Source organism: Flavobacterium tiangeerense (genome assembly GCF_007830355.1).
Classification (GTDB): domain Bacteria; phylum Bacteroidota; class Bacteroidia; order Flavobacteriales; family Flavobacteriaceae; genus Flavobacterium; species Flavobacterium tiangeerense.
Genome location: NZ_VLKO01000003.1, coordinates 149,876 through 172,331, shown reverse-complemented (window position 1 = coordinate 172,331; position 22,456 = coordinate 149,876). Strand labels below are relative to the sequence as shown.

The following is a 22,456-nucleotide window of genomic DNA, read 5'->3' as shown; positions in this document are numbered from 1 at the left end:
TTTGAATCGAAAGTTGGATGACATTCACGTTGTATTGATTCTCAAATATATTAATTTTTTCTTACAAATAGCCTAAAAATCCTAAACGTCAGTAATTACCGCCAAGCCCCGCATGAAGGATGGAAGCGGCATCCTTTTTATACCTTTTAGGCTACTAGCCTTTAAGAGGCTAGTAGCCTAAAAGGTATAAAAAGATATAGCGAACAGCCTGACGCAGCTGCAACGCTAGTGAAAGCTAGGGCATGCCCAAAAAAAATCCCTCTTGAAAGTCAAAAGGGATATGGTATAAGGTTGTGAAACGATTATTCTATTTCGGTTTCATGGTCTTCTTCCTCGTCTTTCTCGATGGCATCATTGTAATCTGGGTACAAAAACTTGTTGTATGGAAAACGGGTGATGTGTATCTGACGTACAGACTCGTACACGCGCTCTCTGAATTCTTCGAAATTTTCTTTGTGTGTGGCCGATATAAACAAAGCGTTTTGCTCTCCTACTCTACTCATCCAGGTGGCTTTCCATTCCTCTAGCGTGAAGTGTCTTGGCGTTTTTTCGGTCATCAAATCGTCTTCGTCAATGACTAGGGGTTTGTAAGCGTCAATTTTATTGAACACCATAATTACAGGTTTGTCATGCGCCTTGATGTCTTGCAAGGTTTGATTTACGGACTCGATATGGTCTTCAAAATCTGCATGCGAAATATCGACTACGTGCAGCAATAAATCGGCCTCGCGTACCTCATCGAGTGTACTTTTGAAGGAGTCTACTAGTTGCGTAGGCAATTTTCTAATGAATCCTACGGTATCCGAAAGTAAGAAAGGTAGGTTCTTGATGACTACTTTCCTTACGGTGGTATCTAGCGTTGCAAAGAGTTTGTTCTCTACAAAAACGTCACTTTTGCCCACGGCATTCATCAAGGTAGATTTCCCAACATTTGTATACCCAACTAGCGCCACACGAACCATAGCACCGCGGTTGCTGCGTTGCACGCCCATTTGTTTATCAATAGTTTTGATTTTGTCTTTGAGTAAGGCTATGCGGTCACGCACAATACGACGGTCGGTTTCAATCTCGGTTTCACCCGGTCCTCGCATTCCAATTCCCCCTTTTTGTCGCTCTAAGTGCGTCCAAAGTCCGGATAAACGCGGCAACATGTAAATACATTGCGCCAGTTCCACTTGGGTACGGGCATAAGAGGTTTCGGCACGTTGTGCAAAAATGTCTAGAATAAGGTGGGTACGATCTAGAATTTTACATTCGGTGATAATCTTAGATATATTTTTTTGTTGTGACGGCGATAATTCGTCGTCAAAAACTAGGGTCGAAATGCCATTTTCTTTTACAAAAAGGTGAATTTCTTCTATTTTTCCGGTACCTACAAAAGTTTTGGGATTAGGGCGCTCCATTTTTTGTGAAAAGCGCTTGATTACCTCTCCACCAGCGGTGTAGGTTAAAAACTCTAATTCGTCTAGGTATTCGTTTAACTTTTCTTCACTCTGATTTTGAGTTACGATACCAACTAAAGCGGTTTTTTCGAAATTGATTACTTCTTTTTCTAACATGTCATTGAATAAGCTACAAATTTACGGATTTGTAAGCGACTTATGAAGCTATGGGTTTATAAAAATGTATTTGCCGTGAATAATGATAGTTTTTTTGCGGTCAAGCCAAATGGTAACTTTCCTTGAAAAGAAATTGGCGTTCCTAGGTACTTGCTTTCACTCCAGTTCAGATTAAGCAAATTTGTACTTGAAATAATAAAAAAGGAATTACTTTTGTTTTTACGGGTTTAAAAATTGTGATTGCTGCTGCGTTATGGCTTGCGACAAATTTTTAAACATAACATTAACTTGAAATACATTTTTAAAAATGAAGCAATTCTTTTTTACAACAGTTCTTTGTCTATGGTTTTTAGGCTCGGTACAAGCACAACAGTTGCAATCTCCAAACGGAAAAATGCTAATGGAATTTGCATTACAAACCGATGGAACGCCAACCTATACCTTAGCCTATAAAAATAAAGCAGTTATTAAAACCAGTAAATTGGGTCTTGAGTTGAAAAATGACAAGAAATCATTACTAAATGATTTTACGGTTGTTGATCAAAAAACAAGCAGTGTTAACGAAAATTGGCAGCCTGTTTGGGGCGAAGTTGCCACCATAACAAATAATTATAACGAACTAGCTGTTACTTTAGAACAAAAAGAAACGGAACGTAAAATGATTATTCGTTTTCGTTTGTTCAATGACGGTTTGGGTTTTCGTTATGAATTTCCTTCGCAAAAAAACCTAACTTACTTTGTAATCAAAGAAGAAAGAAGCCAATTTGCCATGACTGGCGATCATACTGCATTTTGGATTCCAGGCGATTATGATACACAGGAATACGATTATACCAGCTCTAAACTATCCGAAATAAGAGGGTTGACTGAGAAAGCTACAACTGCAAATGTATCTCAAAAATCATTTTCGAATACTGGAGTGCAAACTTCATTAATGCTAAAAACAACTGACGGATTGTACATCAACCTACACGAGGCGGCATTGATCAATTATTCTTGCATGCACTTGAACCTAGATGATAAAAACATGATTTTTGAATCGTGGTTAACTCCAGATGCAAAAGGTGATAAAGGTTACATGCAAGCGCCTCAACATTCGCCATGGCGTACCATCATTGTGAGTGATGATGCAAGAGAAATATTAGCCTCTAAAATGACATTGAACCTCAACGAGCCCAACAAAATTGAAGATACTTCTTGGATTAAGCCGCTGAAATATGTGGGAGTTTGGTGGGAAATGATTACTGGAAAAAGTTCTTGGGCTTACACAGATGAGTTGCCAACCGTTCAACTTGGCGTAACTGATTTCTCAAAAGTAAAACCAAACGGAAAACATGGCGCCACCAATGCCAACGTAAAAAAATACATTGATTTTGCTGTTAAACATGGTTTTGATGGAGTTTTAGTTGAAGGCTGGAACGAAGGTTGGGAAGACTGGTTTGGTCATTTAAAAGATTATGTTTTTGATTTTGTGACGCCTTATCCTGATTTTGATGTAAAAGGTTTGCAAGCTTATGCTAAAGAAAAAGGTGTGAAAATGATCATGCACCACGAAACTTCAGGTTCAGTGCGCAATTACGAACGCCACTTAGACAAAGCGTACCAATTCATGAAAGACAACGGATACGATGCTGTAAAAAGTGGTTATGTTGGTGACATTATTGAAAACGGTGGCAATCATTACAACCAATTCATGATCAATCATTACCAATACGCCATTGAAAAAGCAGCCGATTATAAAATTATGGTGAATGCTCACGAAGCGGTACGACCAACAGGAATTGCGAGAACGTATCCTAACTTAATAGGTAACGAAGCAGCAAGAGGAACCGAGTACCAATCTTTTGGAGGATCAAAACCCAATCACGTGACGGTTTTACCATTTACACGCTTAATAGGCGGACCAATGGATTACACTCCAGGAATATTTGAAATGGACTTGAGCAAGTTGAATAAAGACAATAATTCTCATGTAAACAGTACACTTGCTAATCAGTTAGCCTTGTACGTGACTATGTACAGCCCACTGCAAATGGCTGCTGATACACCAGAAAATTACGACCGTTTTCCAGATGCGTTTCAGTTTATTAAAGATGTAGCTATTGACTGGTCCGATAGTAAATACCTTGAAGCAGAACCTGGGCAATACGTAACCGTTGCGCGTAAAGCCAAAGGAACAAACAACTGGTTCGTAGGTAACGTAAATGGCGAAACTCCTAGAACGGCAATACTAAAATTTGATTTTTTAGATAAAGGAAAAACGTACGAAGCTACCGTTTATGCTGATGCTAAAGACGCGCATTATAAAACCAATCCGCAAGCGTATACAATTAAAAAAGTTAAAGTTACTAACGCTTCAAAACTAGATGTACTTGCTGCTCCTGGTGGTGGTTATGCAATCAGTATTATAGAGATTAAAAAGTAATTAAGTAATCATTAAATATGAAAAGGCTGTCTTGTAGGACAGCCTTTTGTGTATAGATTTGTTTGCAGTGATGCCTTACTCATAACTGTAGCTAATTTCAGTTTTTACAATTCCGTTTGATTCTATAAGAGAACATGATACTGGAAAATTTGCGGCGTTGTACTTGTACTTCCTCGTTTTTCCTACGACATCTACTGAGGTCGAACTAAAATTTAAAACATTGTTATTGCCAATAGATTCAAACTCAAATTCTTCTTCATGCCATGAAATAATGGGTACAATAACTTTATAATGCGTTCCGAAAATATTTTGCACCAGCAAGGCGTTTACTGAATTTTTATCATCAAAGGTGAAGTTTTTTATTTGTTTATCACCCAATAAATCTTTGTGGCGTATGGGGTTTTCTTTAAAATAAAGGTACTCTACTTTTTTAACAATTTGTTGGTTTCTGTCTCTTGTGGAACGTCTTACTATTATTCCGTTTTCAACTACATATTCAATGTCATCCAGCACGATTTGGTGGTTGGTGCTTTTTTTAGTAGTTACTTTTACGCGCGATCCTTCATAACTTATGGTAACGGTTTTAGTAACTAGTTCGCCGCCTTCTTCATATTTTTTGGTGAATTTTATGAGCTGATCATTGTTGTTATAGGTATAATTAATTACCTCTTTCCAATTACTGCCTACGCGCTCTTTGACCGTCATGTCCAATAGTTCCTTTGGATTGTAAAAAAAACTTTGAATCACATCAGATGTTTTGATGCTGAGTAACTTTCCATCTTTAAAAGTGTAGTTTTTATGAATGATTTCACCGTCTTTTAAATTTTTGAAATTTGTTTTTACACAGTGTATCGCTTTTAATTTTACCTCAGGCTTGGGACTTTGACTGAGTAATAGGCATGGCATTGCCATTATAAAAAGAGCAAATAGATAGGTCTTCATTTGTTTTTAGTTTCGATTTGGGGTTGCTAAAATACAAAAACCTATGTACCGTTTTTCTTTTAATTCTGATTTACCAGAAGTTTTTCAAGAATATAGTATCAAAAAGTTATTATAAAAAAAGAGAAATCTACCGGAGCAGATTTCTCTTTTTTATTCGTGTAAAAAGGAACTTAATTTACGGATATTAATTTTACATCAAAAATCAGCACCGAACCTCCAGGAATAGGACCGGTTGCATTACCTCCGTAGCCTAAGTGCGCCGGAATTAATAAAACACCGCTACCACCTTTTTTGAAAAAAGGAATTCCTTCAGTCCATCCTTTGATCACTTGATTTAAACCAAAAGAAATTCCCTCTGGTTTGCTTTCATCAAAAACAGAGCCATTGGTAAAATATCCTTTGTAGGCTACCGTTACGTTTGAGGTTGCTTTTGGCTGATCTCCAGTTCCAGGCTCATTAATTACATAGTACAATCCGGTACCTGTTTTTATGGCATTCAATTTATTTTTGGCAATATAATCTACTATTTCTTTTTCGTTTTGTGTAGTGTAGTCTACTTGTTTTTGTGCTTCATTGTCCCCGAAACAAGATACAAATAAGATAGACATGAGGGCAAGTAAAATAGATTTCATAGGTTTTATATTTGATTATTGCTGCAAATATAGCAATTCAAGAATGATAATAAAAGAAATCATTTTTCCCCAAAAACTTGTACGTCATCTACTTGAAACGAACCATCAAGAGCTAAGTTTCGTCCAGACCCTATGTATTTGAAAGCAATATTGATTTTTCCAGTATACCCTGATAAATCAATGGCGCCGCTACCTATAAACTGATACCATGGCGTAGCTTGTTTGGGCAGGTTCACCGTCAATAGTTTCCAGGTGGCGGTAGTAACATTCAACCCATCAAAATCAGAAGAAACATAAACCTCTAATGCATTTAATGGAGAATCAATGTCTAAGTGATGTTGCGCTGTTCTAAAAGTTAAAACCTCTTTTGTATACTGATCCATATCAATTTTTGGAGTAATTAGCCAAGCAATGTTAGAGATAACTTTGGTACCTGATATGCTAAACTCAGCAAACCCATTTCCTGCATAAACTGCACCTTTCCAGAATAAAGAACCAGCTTGTACAAAATTGCCCCAACCTGGCAAACTCAAATTGGAGTTGTCTGCCACTTGATCAAAATTCTGAGAGAAAAAAGGCGTTGCTCTTGGTGTTGTCATTACAATATCTTGCTCTGAGCGAGGTAGCAACTGAAAATCATTTCCATATTTAGTGAGTACACCTCGTACTTTTCCGCTTTTATCTGGGACTATTTTTGAAGCAAAATTAGAAAAGCTACTGGTTCTTACATACACTTGATTTCCCATTTTGTCATTTAAACCCCAATTTGTGGCACCTCCTACATTATTTGCTTCTTCAAAATAGTGTCGTCCTACAGCTGTTTCGGTAAATTGAACCTCTTTAAACTCAATCAAAGTATTCAAATTGGCATCTTTTAGTAAAGCCTCCATTGTTCCAGTTCGCAAAAGGGCTTCCTCCTTAACGGTCACACAAGAAGCGTTCAATACTTTCTTATAATCATTTTGAGACAATCGTCCCACACCGCCTTGATTGTATGAGTTAACAAAAATGCTACCAATACGTACACCTCCATATTCTATATCTGTGTATTGATCTTTTAGTTTTATAAACACTTTATTTCCCAATCTATAATCTATGTATAAATTAGTAGCATCAACAGGAACACTAAACCCAAGTGCAGGGGTTGTGGCTGTTGCCAAGGTTTGAAAAGATATTGATTTAAAAAAATTCCCCGATTCGTCACTAGATACTACATAAGCCTCAATAACATCGTCATACTTGTACTGCGTTACAATAGCATTTGCAGTAGCATGAATGTCACTTACTGATTTATTTGTTACAAAATTGGGCTGGTTACATGTAAGTTTTGGTGCAGGTACTTCATCAGGCACACAACTATTAAATAACGCTAAAGATAGCACTACAAAAAAGTACAGTTTTAATTTCATATGATTTGAATTATAAATTGATATAAAGATTCACAAAATAAGTTCGGCCATAGCCATAGAAATATTTGGGTCCAAAAGAGGGTGTCCCACTACTAATGTCTTGATTAACCTGTCTGAAATTGGCATTGCGTGCCTGCTCATAACCTCCTGTTTTGTAGGTTGTATTTAGCACGTTATTGATGCTTGCAAAAACACCTACATTTTTTCCATAAATAATCCATGATTTCCCTCCTATAATATTGAGTAAGGTTACAGGATCAAACTTTTCTTGTTGAAGCAATTGCGCAGCACGCTCCTCTGTAGCCTCAGGAAAATTAAAACCACTTGCTGGATTTTTATAGAAAATTCCAGTTCTCAAAATGGGAGAAACATCAATATAAGTGTTTGTTAAATAATTTACATTAGCACTTATCCACCAATACTTGGGGTCTCTATACTCCATTCCTAATGAATAGGCTCGTTGAGGCATTCCTGCTTGTTTGTAATTTTTGAGTGATGCTTTTCCAAAATCAAAAACAGGAGCATTATTTTCGGGAGTAGCGGCCGCATCATTTGTAAGGGTAACTTTTGGATCATTGTCATAGATGTATTGACCTACAGCTGCAGCAAATGTGGTTTTTATTGTTTGGGTCAATTGGTATTCCAAACTTAACTCGGCTCCTATATTTTTCTTGTTTAATTGAGTCAGAGTTTGACTCACAAACGCATCTGTGTTCAAAAAACCTGCGCCGTCATCAAAAATTCCTTCGGCATAAAAAAAGGAAATCTGAGTAGCATTTCTCAATTTAGAAAAATAAGCGGTTACTCTTGCTTTCAGTTTTGGGGAACGGTACACGTAACTAGCATCAATGCTGCTATTGGTTTCGCTTTCTATATCATTTACAATAGCGTTATTGAGTCTGGCATTGGCAAACGTATTTCGTAAAGTAGGTGCCTTTGTAGCATGAGCAGCATTTAATACTATCACTTGTTTGCCCGAAATTTTGAAACTTAAACCCCCTTTAAAGCCAAAGTTTTCAAAGGATACGTTATAACTTTTTCCAAAAGAATTAGTTTCGTAAATGCCGTTTTTGTACAAACCTTCACGTTGATAACTTGTAGACGAAAACTGCTGTGCCAAATAAAAATCTATTTTATTATATGAGAATTTAAACTGCGTAAAGGCCTCTAAAACATTGGCAAAAAAATTAAAATTGTAACCATATTTGTCCCCTACTCCTACTTGCCTGTTGGGATTATTTAAATCAGATTGTGATTGATTGCCATCATAAAACGCATCAATATCATCAAAATAAGAACCTCCTAGTAAGTCAACTAAAACTTGAGAATTATTTGATTTCATTTTCTTAAATGAAGCCCCTGCATTCATGAAAATATTTTCAGATAATGATGAACTTACATTTGTAGTCACTGCTCCCGTTTCGGCTTGTACTTGATCTTCATACAAAACATATTTACTTCTAGCAGCTTCATAACCTGTGATGCTGCCATTTCCATCTAATATTGGCCTTTGATTGGCTAGGTATAATGACCGCCAGTCTAGTTGTGGATTAGCTAAAAAAGCAGCTTTACTTTTGTCAGCATTTTCAAGATCAGGAGTAAATGCTCCCGAAAACTCTCCTTGATCTGGTGCATATAGTGAGGAATAATAACTGGGCATTTTTCTATAATATGTAGGATCTGGACTATTGGCATTTTGATAATCAATGGTACTATTTGCAGTAGTACCTATTTGATAAAAAACACTAGTATTCCAATTTGTTTTATCATTGACTTTAAAATAATGATTGAGCATAAAAATAGGCTCCTCTATTGTTTTTTCGCGAGCATTGCGTTTTTTCCCGTCCTGAAAACCCCAATAGGAGTTATACCTTGGGTTTGTTAATTGCGTAACTTCGGCAGTATTTGGCGAATTTTTAGCTCTAGAATTTGGTGTGTAAAAAGCAGTAAGGTTAAGGGCATGCTGACTTCTTAACTTTTTTTCGAGGCTTACAAAAAACGAATTCGAATCGTAATTTGTTCCTTCAAAATAACCCTCTTGAGCCCAGCGTTTCCCAGCAGAAATAACATAGGCCCAACCCTTTTTACTCATACCAGACGCATGCGTAGCCATAGAACGCCAGTTGTAATTAGTATTAGTTCCAGAAAATGTAATTCTGGTTCCGGGTCTATAAATAGAGGCTCGAGTATTTATTTCTTGTGTTCCAAGGATGCCTCCAAAAGTATAATCAGAAGGAGCGGTTCCTAAGGTAAATTCTTGATTGCGAAGTGCATCATTTAATCCGCCCCATTCACCCCATTGTGGTCTACCATCATATACCTTATTCATAGTTACCCCATTGATCATCATCGTGGAGTGTTCACTATCCAAACCACGCACTCTAAAACGAGCTTGTCCCCAGTTGAAAGCGGCAGCTTGTAGAAAAGCGTCCCGAGATGATTGCAATAATCCAGAGGTACTTTCTGAGGAACTGTTCTCATCATTAAAATCACTGTCCATTAATGTGATAATGCTACTTTGCAAGTCTAAAGATTGATCATCTTGAAGACTTATATTTCCTAAGTCAACCATTTTTCCGACTGTTATCTCCAGCGGATATAAGGCATCTTTATAGCCTTGACTGTGAACCAAAACCAAAATAGCACCAAGCGAAACGCCCTCAAAAACAAACTTGCCTTCCTTGTCTGTGACTTGCATCAAGGTTGTGTTTTGAACACTAACAACTACAAATGGAATGGGATTTTGAGTTTTTGAATCGATTATTTTTCCAAAAAAACCAGTGCTTTCTTGTGCTTGAATGCCACTCCAAAAAAAGATAAAAAACAATAGGTAATACAGTTTACTCATAAATTCAACATCAAATAATTTAAGATTAAATAAACAGTAATAATAATTCAGCCATTGCACGAGCAACAGCTGAATTAAAATCATTACTAGTTGTTATCCTTCTGTAGGACAACAACAAAAAAATTAAATGTGAATTTTGGAAACGTGGTATAAACTTTGAAAAAACGCTACAGTTTGTGTGGTATTAGCAACTGGGCGACGTACTTATTATATTGATTGAAAGAATTATAATATTAAAAGTACTAAAAAAATATTAACATTTTCATTTTCATGAAAAAAAATTAATATTTTTTCTGATGAAAATAAATTCTTCTGTATAGCCCTGATGGCAGTAAGTATCCTTTCCTGTCCTTTTTTTAGGACAGGAAAGATACTGCGTACAGCAGGAATACTGCTGCTTTAGAAAATAAATTAGACTGCTCCTAAAACATTATTTGATTGCTTTTATTCTTGAAACCATTACGGCAATCAAGAGTCCAAAAACACCTATAAATGCAAATGAAAAACGTAAACTTGACAACTCAGCTATATATCCTATTATGGGTGGTCCCATTAAAAAACCAAGGAAACTTACGCTAGAAACGGTTGTTAATGCTGCACTTGGCGAAACATTAGGCGTTTTTCCAGCCACACTATAAACAGTTGGAATTATGGTTGAAACACCTAATCCTACAAACATAAACGCTATCGTTGCTGGTATCACATACGGAAAAAATACAGCTGTAAAAAGCCCCGATGAAATGAGGATTCCGCTTACTTGTAATACTACCTTGCGTCCGAATTTTAAAATAATGGCATCTCCTATAAAGCGTCCGCTAGCCATCATGATCATAAATGAAGTATAACCCAAGATAACAAGCGGCCCTGGAGCTTTAATTACATCTTTGAAATAAACCCCACTCCAGTCAAACATTACACCTTCACTGGCCATGCAGCAAAACCCAATAACACCCAGCCATAACAAGGAACTATCTGGTTTTGAAAATAATTTTTTCTGTTCTGTTTGTATCTTTTCTTTGGCTTTTATCAAATATTTAAAGTTAAATAGCATCATTAAAAGTACTAGCGCAGCTACTATTATAAAATGAATGTATGGCGTGAGTTGCAAGGACAACATGGCTAGACCTACTAATGCTCCTGTAAAACCTGCAAAACTCCACATGCCATGAAAGGAAGCCATGATGGTTCTTTTGAATAATTCCTCTGTATAGACGCCTTGTGTGTTGACCGCAATATTAGACAGATTTCCAAAAATTCCAAAAACAAATAATCCTAATGACAATTGCCATGCGGCTGTAGCCAAACCTAAATTTGTCATGCTCACTACATACATGAATAATGCAACTATCAAAACTTTATGACTCCCAAAACGGGTGACTAGTTTACCAGAGAAAGGCATAACAATAAGTTGCCCCAGTGGCAAAGCAAACAAAATGGTTCCTAATGCTCCTTCGCTGAGATGCAACGATGTTTTGATATCTGGAATTCTACTTGCCCAGGTAGCAAAGCACAACCCCATCCCGAAGTAAAATACAGATACCGCCCAGCGTATGCGATTTAAATAAGAAACTTTTGCTTGTGTATAACTCTTTTTTAGCTTGGCTTTGGTTCTGGTTTTTCCAAGAAATTGTAAGTCTATCAAAATGATTGTTTTTAATTTTAAGGCCAAAATTACAAAAAGCAATGATTGGCTGTGTTCAAACAACCTATTTGAAAAAAATTACAACGTTATTGTTTATAAATTCAAGTACATCAACAAAGCTTATTGAAAATACAATGAACGTTTTAGTTGATGAAAATGGGTTTCTAAAAAATGCCACAGATTCACAGATTTCATTAATTTAAAAATCTGTGAATCTCTGGCTAATTTTTTTTTAAGACTTCTTACAAATCAATTACTCTTTTCTGAGCGTTGCTTTGTAGTGCCGCTTCAATAATTTGCATGACTTGTACGCCTTCTTGTGCGGTGACTGGTTCTGGACTATTATTTACAATTGAATGGTACACGCCGTCAAAAAAATCATAGTAATTACCTTGAAGCGTAGGTACAATTTCCCGAATAATTTCTCCATTAATTTCGGTATGCAACAAACCTTGTTTTTCAATTGGCTCCGTTCCCCAAGTTTCTAAATTTGGTTGGTATCCTAATTTCAGTTCGTCTTCCTGTACATCACCGCGAGGTTTTAAAAAAGACCCTTTTTCGCCATGAATAACATAGGCAGGATTGGCTTCCCGAACAAAAAATCCCGCTTTTAGACGCACTCTAAAATTAGCATAATACAGCAACAGATCAATATAATCATCTACCAAGGAATGTTCTCTCGTAATGCGGATATCAGCAAAAACCGAATTTGGCAAACCAAACAAACACAATGCTTGATCAATAATGTGAGGCCCTAAATCCTTGAGAATTCCTGATCCATCAGAAACTGTTTCTTTGTGTAACTTTGGACTCAAAAGCGGATTGTACCGATCAAAATGAATCTCAGCCTCCATGATTTTACCCAATACTTTATCTGAAATAATTTGTTGAACGGTTTTAAAATCACTGTCCCAACGCCTATTTTGAAAAACAGACAATTTAACATTTTTATCTTTGGCAATAGCCGTAAGCTCCTTTGCTTGAGCAACTGTTGTCGTAAAAGCTTTCTCTACAATAGCATGTTTTCCTGCCTCTAGCACTTGTTTTGCATATTCATAATGCGTGGCCACAGGCGTATTCACAACAACTAAATCTATATCATCTTGTAAAACCTCCGCTAGTGAAGCATAGCTTTTTAAAGCAGGGAAATCTTGGTGTAGTAATTTTTTACTGCGTTCCCAAGAACCAATAAGCTCAAATCCTGGATGGAAATTTAAAAAAGGAGCATGAAAAACTTTGCCTGACATTCCGTAAGACAATAGAGCTGTTTTTATTTTTTGCATAAAATAAATTTCAAATTTGTGACGTGTTCATTTTAAACATGTAAGTCATATAAGATTTTAAAATTATTAGGCAAACCCTTAACTTTTCTCAATTCCTTAATGGTTAAAAAAAATTAGAATTTGAACTTTCAACTGTTCCCTTTTAAAAAAACTTATATGACTTATATGTTTCAAAACCTTACTGTTTCGCTCTAGCGTATTGTTTTGGCCATTCCATATCGGCATCTAACTCTTGGGCAAATGTCAAACCTAAATTAGGATCTCTCAAAGATTCTCGTGCTATAAATACCAAATCCGCTTTTCCAGAGGCAATGATTTCCTCGGCTTGAGCAGCTTCCGTAATTAAACCTACCGCTCCTGTTTGAATTCCGGTTTCATTTTTTATGCTTTCGGCAAAAGGAACTTGATAGTTAGGTCCTAACGGAATTTGCTGGTGCGACACCAAACCTCCGGTTGAAACATCAATTAAATCAACTCCTTTTCCTTTTAAAATTTTAGAAAGTTGAACCGATTCTTCTAAGTTCCATCCACCCTCAGCCCAGTCAGTTGCTGATATCCTTACAAACAAGGGTAAATAATCAGGCCATTCTGATTGTACGGCCTCAACAACTTCAAGCGTCAATCGGATTCGGTTTTCAAAACTTCCACCGTAATTATCCGTTCTAAAATTAGACAGCGGTGATAAAAATTGATGCAATAAATACCCGTGCGCAGCATGTATTTCCATCACTTGAAATCCTGCTTGAACAGCTCTTTTTGTAGCAGATTTAAAATCTGAAATTACTTTTTGTATTCCTGCTTCATGCAATTCAAGGGGAGCTTTCTCAGTATGATGGTAGGCAACTGGGCTTGGTGCTACAGTATCCCAACCACCTTGAGAATCGTCTAGTTTACGCCCACCGTTCCAGGGTGATGCAGAGCTGGCTTTACGTCCGGCATGCGCCAATTGTATTCCGGGAACTGAATTTTGACTTACAATAAAAGTATTGATTTCATTCATCTTCACAATTTGCTCGTCATTCCAAAGTCCTAAATCCTCTGGTGAGATTCTACCTTCGGGTGAAACCGATGTGGCTTCTTGAATAATCAATCCCGCGCCTCCTATAGCGCGACTACCCAAATGTACCAGATGCCAATCATTAGCAAAACCGTCTTGGGCTGAATATTGACACATGGGAGAAATTGCAATTCTATTTTTTAGCGTGATGCTTTTTATGGTAATAGGAGAAAATAATTTTGACGACATTATACGTGTTTTAAAGTGATATAAATCCTAAATAACGGGATTTAAGAAAGTAAAGTTAAGATTCAGCTTTCAAAGTTCTATTTCAAATTAACATAATTAACAAACTTTTAAATTGCTCTGGAACAATTATTGCTAAATATACAAACAGAAAACCCTATTTTTGTGCATCATATTAAGAATCAAAATTAAAAAATGGATTTATTTATCAAGCTTTCTCAATTCTTATTGAGCTTATCCTTACTTATTGTACTTCACGAGTTAGGACATTTTATTCCTGCAAAATTATTTAAAACAAGAGTCGAAAAATTCTACTTATTTTTTGACGTAAAATATTCCCTTATCAAAAAGAAAATTGGCGAAACCGAATACGGTATCGGTTGGTTGCCGCTTGGTGGCTATGTGAAAATTTCCGGAATGATTGATGAGAGCATGGACAAAGAACAAATGGCTTTGCCGCCGCAACCATGGGAATTTCGATCTAAACCAGCTTGGCAACGATTAATCATTATGTTGGGTGGCGTTACTGTAAATTTCATTTTAGCTTTCATAATATATATAGGTATGGCATTTGCGTACGGTGATACTTATATTGCAAATGAAGACTTGAAAGACGGTTTACTTGTAGAAAATAAAACTATGCAAAAAGTAGGCTTTAAAACTGGAGACCACATTGTATCTGTTGATGGTGAAAAAATTGTAAAATTTGACAATGATCTTACCATGAAAGTAATCATGGCGAAAGAAGTCATCATAAAAAGAGGCGCAACAGAACAAACTATTAATATGCCAAATGATTTTGTTGACCAATTATCAAAAGTTGAGAAAAAAAGTTTACTTGATATTAGAATGCCATTTGTGGTAGGACCTATTTCTGAAGGTTCTAAAAATACTGCTTTAATGCCAAAAGACATTATTGTTTCTGTAAATGGGCAAACTACCAAGTACTATGATCAAGCCAAAACAGTTTTTGAAAATAATAAAAACAAAACCGTAACAGCTTTAATCCTAAGAGACGAAAAAGAAATTAAATTACCTATTCAAATCAATTCTGAAGGAAAACTAGGAATAGGTATTGGAAGATTGGGAATGGAATCTTTAGAAAAACTGGGGTACTATAAAGTAAGCAAACAAGAATTTGGGTTATTAGAATCAATTCCTGTAGGTATAACTAGAGGAAAAGATCAATTAGTAGGATACGGAAAACAATTAAAAATGATTTTTAATCCAGAAACTAAAGCTTACAAACAAGTTGGTGGTTTCAAAGCTATATTTGATATTTTCCCAAAAACTTGGAGTTGGGAAATGTTCTGGACTATTACTGCTTTATTGTCTATAATGCTTGGTGTAATGAACCTTTTGCCTATTCCAGCACTAGATGGTGGTCATGTGATGTTTTTATTATACGAAATTATTTCGGGTAAAAAACCTAGCGATAAATTCCTAGAGAACGCACAATTAGTTGGTTTTGTTTTACTTATAACACTATTACTATTTGCAAACGGAAATGACGTTTACAAAGCTATTGTTGGGAAGTAAAAAAAATGAAAAAAAGTTTCAATTTTATTTGCAGAAACCAAATGATAGCCTATCTTTGCAACCGCTTAGACAAACAAACAGAGTTATTCAAAAGCAAATAAATAAGACGTTCTTTAAAAAAATAAAAATATACAGTTTCCTCCTTAGCTCAGTTGGTTAGAGCATCTGACTGTTAATCAGAGGGTCCTTGGTTCGAGCCCAAGAGGGGGAGCTTTTAGAAAGCCATTCAAGAAATTGAGTGGCTTTTTTGTTTTATAATAGTTTTGAGAATTTTCAATTGTTCAGAAGGTGCGCGATCTCATATTTATTTGAAATTGCATCAACTTTTAAAATCGAAAAAAATAGATATTATTTAGAATTTAATGCTGAGTATCTTGTCTATTCAGACCTAAGCTATTAAATACTAGTTTGAATATAAATAAAAAACAGTAATTTTATATCAATTATAAATAAGTGAAAGAATGAAGTCAGAATTTATAACCCAAACCATAAATACAATAGCCCACTCTATTCAAAGTGGAGTATTTATTGATGTTGAAAAATCTAAAGTAGAATTAAAAGATTTATCTACAAAGGGGGATTGGAAATCACTTCACGAAACTATTTGTGCTTTTTTGAATACAGATGGGGGAATTGTTATTTGTGGTATTAGAGAGCGTGATAAGAAATACTCTTTTACTGGATTTGATAGAAATAACGAAAATAATTTGATCAATCTACATTCAAAACATTTTCAAAATGACCAAGATAAATTCGTTGATTTATCTAATTATATCTTTTTTGATTATGAAAACTTTCTAAATGGAGAAATTGCTATAATAGCAGTTTATCCTTTACCTGACGATGAAAAGTTTTTACGGTATAATGATTTTTATTACCAACGAAAATTGACGCAAGACAAAATAATTCCTGTCTCACTAATACAAAGACAAAAGGAATATAAAATAGAAATCGAATACGCCAAAGAATTAGCTAAAGTTAAGGAGGCAAAAATTGATGATCTAAGTTTAGATAAAATTAATAACTATATCAGTCTGCTTAGTAAAGAGATTAGGAATGAAACTTTTAAAGCTAGTCACGATCAGGCTAAGTCATTTTTAATTAAGCAATATTTTGTCCAAAAAGACTGGATAACTACATTAGGGATGTTAGTTTGCGGAGAGGAACCTTTTCATTTTTTAGGTTCAAGAGTTGAAGTTAATTGTTACTATGATACCAGTGTTGACATCGGAAAAGATAAAAAAATGTTTCGAAATGATGTTATTAATCTAATGGAAGATACGTTTAGATATATTTGGGGTCATATCAAGATTAACAGAACAATTCGTGAAGGAGGCAAGAGCGAACCTGAATATCCAGAGAAACTAATTAGAGAAACCATTAACAATGCCTTAGCGCATCGAGACTATACTATTGATAGTTTTGTTACGGTCACTGTTGAGCCTAATCAATATATTGAAATCAAGAACCCCGGTTCATTTAAAGAAAAAATTAAAATTATACACACAGAAACAGATATTGCTGTTCGCAGATTGGTCCCAGGGATTCCCGAGAGTAAAAACCCAAAACTAGCATCAGTCCTAAAAGTTTTTGATAAAATTGAAAGTCAAGGACGAGGAATGGCATCGCTTGTTAATGCTGCTTTAGATAATGAAATTGATCTGCCTACTTATGAAATTAAAGAGGACAGTATTAGTTTAAAAATACATTCAGGTAAACTGGTAGACGAAAGTATAGAAACATGGCTTCAAGGTTTTAATTATTATTTAACTACCAAACTAAAAGGTGAGCTAACATTTGAACACAAAGCAGTTCTAGCATATTTTTATAAATCAGAATTAGTAAATCAGCAGAGACTATTTTCTATTTTATTAACAGAAAGTAATAATCACTTTACTGTTTTACAAGATTTGAAAAAAGGAAAACTAATTGTTGAACATGCTAGTAGTACTGAGGAAAATCCTGTTTATGTTTTAGATCGAATATTATTAAAAATTGATTTTACTGAAGAGTTTATTACTGCTTTAGGAAACGACTATATCCATTATGACAAAGTCGCTAAACACATTTTAAATCTTATATATCTTTATTCAAAATACAATCAAAAATCTCTAAAAGCTGCTGAAATCACACCTGAGGTATACCGTCGTTTATATGGTAAAGAAATAGTAGGTAAAACATACGAAACACTAGGAAGAAAAGTAAGAAGTATTTGTAATAATCTCGAAGAGCAAAAAATCCTGATCAAGGGTAGCAAAAATGATTACACTTTTAATTTTGACTTTACCATAGAGAACAAGCTTTTTTAAAGAACTAGAAATAATTATAAATACTAAATGAAAATCTATTCATTTTAAATTGGATTTTTTTCAATATTATAATAAAAATCTTAATTATACATTTATATTCACAACACTGAAAATACTCGCTATTAAGGCTCATTTTTGATTTAAAATATTTATTCCTTCAAAAAATTCATTTACATCTAAACCCAAAGCAAAACAGAGTCTCAATAGTAAATCAACAGTCATTCTTTGCTCATTTCTAAATACTCTTCTTACGGTAGTTTCTGAACATACTGCTGATCTAGCAAACTCAGATTTATTCCCATTGAATTTTACAAGGAATTCTTTGTATATTCTATTGACTAACTCATGTTCTATCTGTTCAAGATGCTTCTGCATTGAGCAAAGAAAACAAATGACTAAATCAAAATTCTCTTCACCTATCGACTTATAAGTTGAAAATTAAATTAGATTTGTAAGTCAAATCTTTGATGTCAATAATAAACGACTAGTTTACTGTGAATCCGTAATAAAAAAATATAATATGGCTTATTTAACTAAATCAAACTCGTTGAAAATTATTAGTCGGATAGACTTAAAAAATAAGGATAGTCTTTCGGGAGAAATATATGGTAAATCAATATATTTTTTTAGTAATTATGAGAAAAATAATTTACTCGGACTTAAAGAATTACTTAAAGATCCTGAAAATTTTATAAAGGAATACTATGTTCCAGTTGAAGCAACAGACAATTTAAAGTATGTATATGAAGGAGGAAAGCCATCCTATCACTCGAAACCTGACTGCGAACTACTAAACTCAAGCTACAAGAATTTCGAAATACCTGAACAATTAAGAGAGAAAGGAAAAGACGAAGTAATTAAGTTTAGAAATTGGTTCAAAGGAAATCAGTATTTACTAGATGATCCAGACGCTTTTGTTGCAAGACTTAAAATAGCGTTTGGGATTATTATAAACCCTAAAACAATTGACTTTGAAAACTCTGATGTTGAAGTAAAAGAAAACCTAAACCTTAATGAACTTGAAAACAAAATTAATTTATTGATTTCTAATGTAGATCAATATTATAACAATGCAAATGAAGAACAGAAAGAGATAATTAGAAGATACCAGAGGCTGACTTTTTTAGCAAACCCTAAATATGAAATTAAGGATAACAATACACGTTTTAAAGATGAAGTAATCAAAGAATTTCTAAAACAATATGATGTTCATTTTAAAAAACCAATTACGAATTTATTAATTGAATATTACAGAGTGAAACATAATCCCAACCTAAAATTTGAGGGGCATCTTTTAGAGCAGTTAGGGTTTCGCCCATGCAGAAGTTGCCATCAAGAAAATATAGGAATAGGAGTAAATAAACCAGTCATTGAAATAAATACAGATGATTTACCGTTCTAATAAAAAACAATAGAAAAAGTACTTTTTGAAAGAAAATAGATGGCTTACCAACTCATTAAAAAAAGTAAAACTTTAAAAATATTTTTTAATAACAATTGAAACAAAAACTTAAAATGACATGGCGATAACATGAATGAAACTACATCAATAGAAAAAATTAAGGCTCAATTGATTTTATCATGCATCAATAATAGCCCCGAATCATTTTTACCTTTTCTAATGTCACCAGAGGTAGAGACAGAAGCACCTTATAAAAAGGATTTCTATCAGTTTTTTAAAGGAATGCTTAATCATGCTCATGAAAGTTCGGAAGGAGAACTTACATTGAAAATAGAACAATCAACTTTGGATACAGATAAAGAAGTGCATAATTACAACTTTTATGACAATTTACATAAGCATTATAGGCTTTCAATAGTAGTTAAAGAAAGTAACGATCTAATCTGTTTAAATGTAATGCCATTTTAAGTTAAAAAACAATTAACAAAATAATCTTAATAATTACAACTATATTTATTTCAATAATATGTTACTCACAATACAATTGCGAAATAACTCCTTCTCGACAATCAAACAGACTGTAATTTCCAGTCCATCTAAAACAAACCCAATGAAAATTTTATTTACACTTTTACTTTTTGGCTTATCAATTACCTCAAATTCTCAAAATCTAACTGTAGAAGAAATTCTTAGTTTAAGAAAAAAAGACATTGCCAACGTGGAGGAACATCTAACAGCAAAAGGATGGATGTTTTTATCAAGTGAAGAGGGAAAAGATGGGGATTTGAATTACGCAGACTTTGCATACAACAAAAGCACTTACAATGACAATGCAGATTCATTTTTATCTTATTTTTATTCTGAAACATCAGTAATAACAAGGATTAAGCTACAAATACATAGTCCTGCTAAATACAATGCATATTTAGCACGAATAAAATCATTAGGATGTAAGCTAATTGATAGTAACGTATCTGAAAGTTTAATAGAAAAAGTGTATCAAGGCGCAACAACTACATTTAGAATTACAATTGAAACTAAAAAATCAGAGTACGAATCATCTTCTTATACATCTTATCGCATTTTAATTATGGCCAATTCAGATTACGAATTGAGTTATGCAGGTTAGGTAAAGCTTCAAAAAATATAGTATGATGATAACCTAAATGCTCTTTTTAGAATTTTTACTTACAATGAGAATCACGAAGGTAAGCTGACTTTAAAAATTGAACAGACAATATGGGGCACAGACAAACAAGTAGTTAATTATAACTTTTATGACAATGTGCATAAACATTATAGACTCTCAATAGTAGTTAAAGATAGTAACGATCTAATCTGTTTAGATGTAATGCCATTTTAAAATAAAGAAATATGAAAAATATTGAACAAATTCAAGAACTATTTAAAATCTTCACAAGTGATTCAGCGAGTCAAAGTGAAGTACATGATAAAGGAGAAAATTGGATGATTGCGATATTCAAACCTTTCGTACGTGACAATAAATGCCATTATCCATTCCGAATTTACGGAAAGGTAAGTGGAAGTATATTTCCAAATTACAATGAAAATTTGCAATGGTATGGAGGAGTAAATTATTTTCTTGACCTTGATACAAATGAACTAATAAGAGAAGAACATAAAAACAATTTGCACGATGCTATTACACTTCATATAAACTTACATGAATTGCAAATTAAATTATGAAGCAATCCGATCAAATGCTTCATTATCTCAATAATAAAATTCAACATTTATAACTATGAAAAAATATTATCATTTACTAATTGCTTTCTTTTTAATCAATAGTTTAAACGCGCAAATAATTGAAGGTGACGTTGCGGTTTATAGTAAGGGTTCTTATTCTATGGGTTACAAAGAAAACTGGAAAAGAGTTGAAATCAATGGAGGCATAGATTTTAATAGAAAAGCGTATATCAATTTTGAAGACGAATCAATAACTTTTGTTGTTGGTGGAAATTCAACTGATGAGGAAGTTTACATCAAATCTGACTTGGTAGTAGGAGGAATGGCAACTAAAAAACTCACCGTGTTAACTGAAATGCCTTATGTACGATTCTGGACGAAAAAAGAAGATTTTGAAATAATATATTTTGATTCAACAAATTTTAAGTCAAAACAATCAGTATTCGTTATTACAGATTTTAAAAGCCGTACAATGTACTTTCTTGGGTGCAATAAAGATGTAGACGAAATTGTTGAAAAATTATATTAAGAACCTACGACATGCTTTCAATAGAAGTTAAGAAAAAAAACAATCAAATCAATTTAAGCGTAATGCCTTTTAAAATTTTAAATCACATCAAAGTGAAAAACACAATCTTATTTTTCCTGATAATAACCCTAACATGCTGTAAACAAAGTCAAATTGAAGAAGAAGAAAAACTCCTAGACTCCTTTAGTGATTATTATGATCAAATTACTGAAATAACTTTAAAGAGCAAATCTACCCCAAAGAGGAATCAAATACTTTTTATGAATTATCATTTAAATATGACAGAAGCTGAATTTGATAGCGTTACAAAAAAAAACATTAAAGAGGGGATAATGAAAATCTACAAAGACACCCTTTACCTAAATTTAGAAAAAGGCTGTAAGTTTAAAATTACTCATTTCGTAGAAAACAATGAATTAAAAATGATAAACCTTCAATATGTATTGGAATTCAATAAAAATCCCAATTTGTACAATCCGAAATATTATTATGAAGTCTATTACAAAATCCTACAAGGAAGATATGGAAAGCCAATTTGTGAATTTGAAGAAAAAGAGAAAACATTTAATAGTGTAGCGTGGCAAGGAGCAACTTGGATAAAAGACGGAATAGTAATTGAATTGAGTGAATCAAATAATCTTTACAAGTTAGTTCATTCAGGTGAAGTTAGTGTCCCTTGTAATATGCTTTGTAACCATTCTGAGGAATACATTCAAACAACGATTCATTATCAAGAACTTGCAGACCGCCAAAAAAGAATCAAAGACGGTCAAATCGCAGATAAAAGAGAGACCGAAAGACAAAGAAAAGAGGCAATTAGACAAAATATTGAACGTAGGGAGCTCGAAAAGGAAAACTTAAGAAACGATAGTATTTATAATAGCAATTTTTAAAAATTTTAATTTTTTTTTAAAATCGTACACTTACTAAACCACACTTCACCCCCTACTCCTTTTATAATTTGGGATATGCCCGTCAATGTTTAAT

General features: G+C 34.0%; 18 protein-coding genes and 1 tRNA gene. 10 read left to right on the top strand and 9 right to left on the bottom strand.

Going from position 1 to position 22,456, the window contains the following annotated elements; genetic code table 11:
* Positions 1–302: 302 nt before the first annotated feature.
* On the bottom strand, positions 303–1,559 hold the full coding sequence (hflX, locus tag IQ05_RS03940; RefSeq protein WP_144890066.1) for a GTPase HflX: 1,257 nt from the start codon (positions 1,557–1,559) through the stop codon (positions 303–305).
* Positions 1,560–1,866: 307 nt separating this feature from the next.
* On the opposite strand from hflX, the gene IQ05_RS03935 reads away from it, so the two are divergent.
* Positions 1,867–3,984: a glycoside hydrolase family 97 protein gene (locus IQ05_RS03935; RefSeq protein WP_144890063.1), complete on the top strand. Its 2,118-nt coding sequence runs from the start codon at positions 1,867–1,869 to the stop codon at positions 3,982–3,984.
* Positions 3,985–4,059: 75 nt separating this feature from the next.
* Here IQ05_RS03935 and IQ05_RS03930 read toward each other — a convergent pair whose 3' ends face one another.
* From IQ05_RS03930 to IQ05_RS03900, 7 genes are all read right to left on the bottom strand, one after another.
* Positions 4,060–4,926: a hypothetical protein gene (locus tag IQ05_RS03930; RefSeq protein ID WP_144890061.1), complete on the bottom strand. Its 867-nt coding sequence runs from the start codon at positions 4,924–4,926 to the stop codon at positions 4,060–4,062.
* Positions 4,927–5,096: 170 nt separating this feature from the next.
* A complete protein-coding gene (locus IQ05_RS03925; protein WP_144890058.1) occupies positions 5,097–5,558 on the bottom strand; it encodes an FKBP-type peptidyl-prolyl cis-trans isomerase in 462 nt (153 codons plus the stop codon).
* Positions 5,559–5,617: 59 nt separating this feature from the next.
* Positions 5,618–6,967: a DUF5689 domain-containing protein gene (locus IQ05_RS03920; RefSeq protein WP_144890055.1), complete on the bottom strand. Its 1,350-nt coding sequence runs from the start codon at positions 6,965–6,967 to the stop codon at positions 5,618–5,620.
* A gap of 10 nt (positions 6,968–6,977) precedes the next feature.
* Positions 6,978–9,899, bottom strand: coding sequence for a peptidase associated domain and porin domain-containing protein (locus IQ05_RS03915; protein WP_449404239.1), 2,922 nt, complete (start codon positions 9,897–9,899; stop codon positions 6,978–6,980).
* A gap of 346 nt (positions 9,900–10,245) precedes the next feature.
* Entirely contained in the window at positions 10,246–11,457 is a 1,212-nt protein-coding gene (locus IQ05_RS03910; RefSeq protein ID WP_144890052.1) for an MFS transporter, read from the bottom strand.
* Positions 11,458–11,699: 242 nt separating this feature from the next.
* Entirely contained in the window at positions 11,700–12,740 is a 1,041-nt protein-coding gene (locus IQ05_RS03905) for a Gfo/Idh/MocA family oxidoreductase (protein WP_144890049.1), read from the bottom strand.
* A gap of 178 nt (positions 12,741–12,918) precedes the next feature.
* Positions 12,919–13,986 (bottom strand): NADH:flavin oxidoreductase/NADH oxidase, encoded by a 1,068-nt coding sequence (locus IQ05_RS03900; protein ID WP_144890046.1) that lies wholly within the window; start codon positions 13,984–13,986, stop codon positions 12,919–12,921.
* A gap of 192 nt (positions 13,987–14,178) precedes the next feature.
* Between IQ05_RS03900 and rseP the strand changes: the two genes are divergently transcribed.
* From rseP to IQ05_RS03885, 3 genes are all read left to right on the top strand, one after another.
* A complete protein-coding gene (rseP, locus tag IQ05_RS03895) occupies positions 14,179–15,522 on the top strand; it encodes an RIP metalloprotease RseP (RefSeq protein ID WP_144890043.1) in 1,344 nt (447 codons plus the stop codon).
* Between the two features lie 137 nt (positions 15,523–15,659).
* Positions 15,660–15,733 (top strand) — tRNA-Asn (locus IQ05_RS03890).
* A gap of 250 nt (positions 15,734–15,983) precedes the next feature.
* The gene (locus IQ05_RS03885) at positions 15,984–17,831 is read left to right on the top strand and encodes an RNA-binding domain-containing protein (RefSeq protein ID WP_144890040.1); all 1,848 of its coding nucleotides are present in this window, start codon (positions 15,984–15,986) and stop codon (positions 17,829–17,831) included.
* 129 nt (positions 17,832–17,960) lie between these two features.
* Here IQ05_RS03885 and IQ05_RS03880 read toward each other — a convergent pair whose 3' ends face one another.
* Positions 17,961–18,206 (bottom strand): helix-turn-helix domain-containing protein, encoded by a 246-nt coding sequence (locus tag IQ05_RS03880; protein WP_144890037.1) that lies wholly within the window; start codon positions 18,204–18,206, stop codon positions 17,961–17,963.
* Positions 18,207–18,351: 145 nt separating this feature from the next.
* On the opposite strand from IQ05_RS03880, the gene IQ05_RS03875 reads away from it, so the two are divergent.
* The 6 genes from IQ05_RS03875 to IQ05_RS03850 all read left to right on the top strand — a co-directional run bounded on the left by IQ05_RS03875 (position 18,352) and on the right by IQ05_RS03850 (position 22,362).
* Positions 18,352–19,233: a hypothetical protein gene (locus tag IQ05_RS03875; protein WP_144890035.1), complete on the top strand. Its 882-nt coding sequence runs from the start codon at positions 18,352–18,354 to the stop codon at positions 19,231–19,233.
* A 129-nt stretch (positions 19,234–19,362) separates the two neighbouring features.
* A complete protein-coding gene (locus IQ05_RS03870; RefSeq protein ID WP_144890032.1) occupies positions 19,363–19,701 on the top strand; it encodes a hypothetical protein in 339 nt (112 codons plus the stop codon).
* Positions 19,702–19,843: 142 nt separating this feature from the next.
* Complete coding sequence (locus tag IQ05_RS03865; protein ID WP_144890030.1) at positions 19,844–20,362, top strand: hypothetical protein; 519 nt, start codon at positions 19,844–19,846, stop codon at positions 20,360–20,362.
* A 245-nt stretch (positions 20,363–20,607) separates the two neighbouring features.
* Positions 20,608–20,940 (top strand): hypothetical protein, encoded by a 333-nt coding sequence (locus IQ05_RS03860; protein ID WP_144890028.1) that lies wholly within the window; start codon positions 20,608–20,610, stop codon positions 20,938–20,940.
* A gap of 55 nt (positions 20,941–20,995) precedes the next feature.
* Complete coding sequence (locus tag IQ05_RS03855) at positions 20,996–21,469, top strand: hypothetical protein (protein ID WP_144890026.1); 474 nt, start codon at positions 20,996–20,998, stop codon at positions 21,467–21,469.
* Between the two features lie 11 nt (positions 21,470–21,480).
* Positions 21,481–22,362, top strand: coding sequence for a hypothetical protein (locus IQ05_RS03850; protein WP_144890024.1), 882 nt, complete (start codon positions 21,481–21,483; stop codon positions 22,360–22,362).
* Positions 22,363–22,456: the final 94 nt, after the last annotated feature.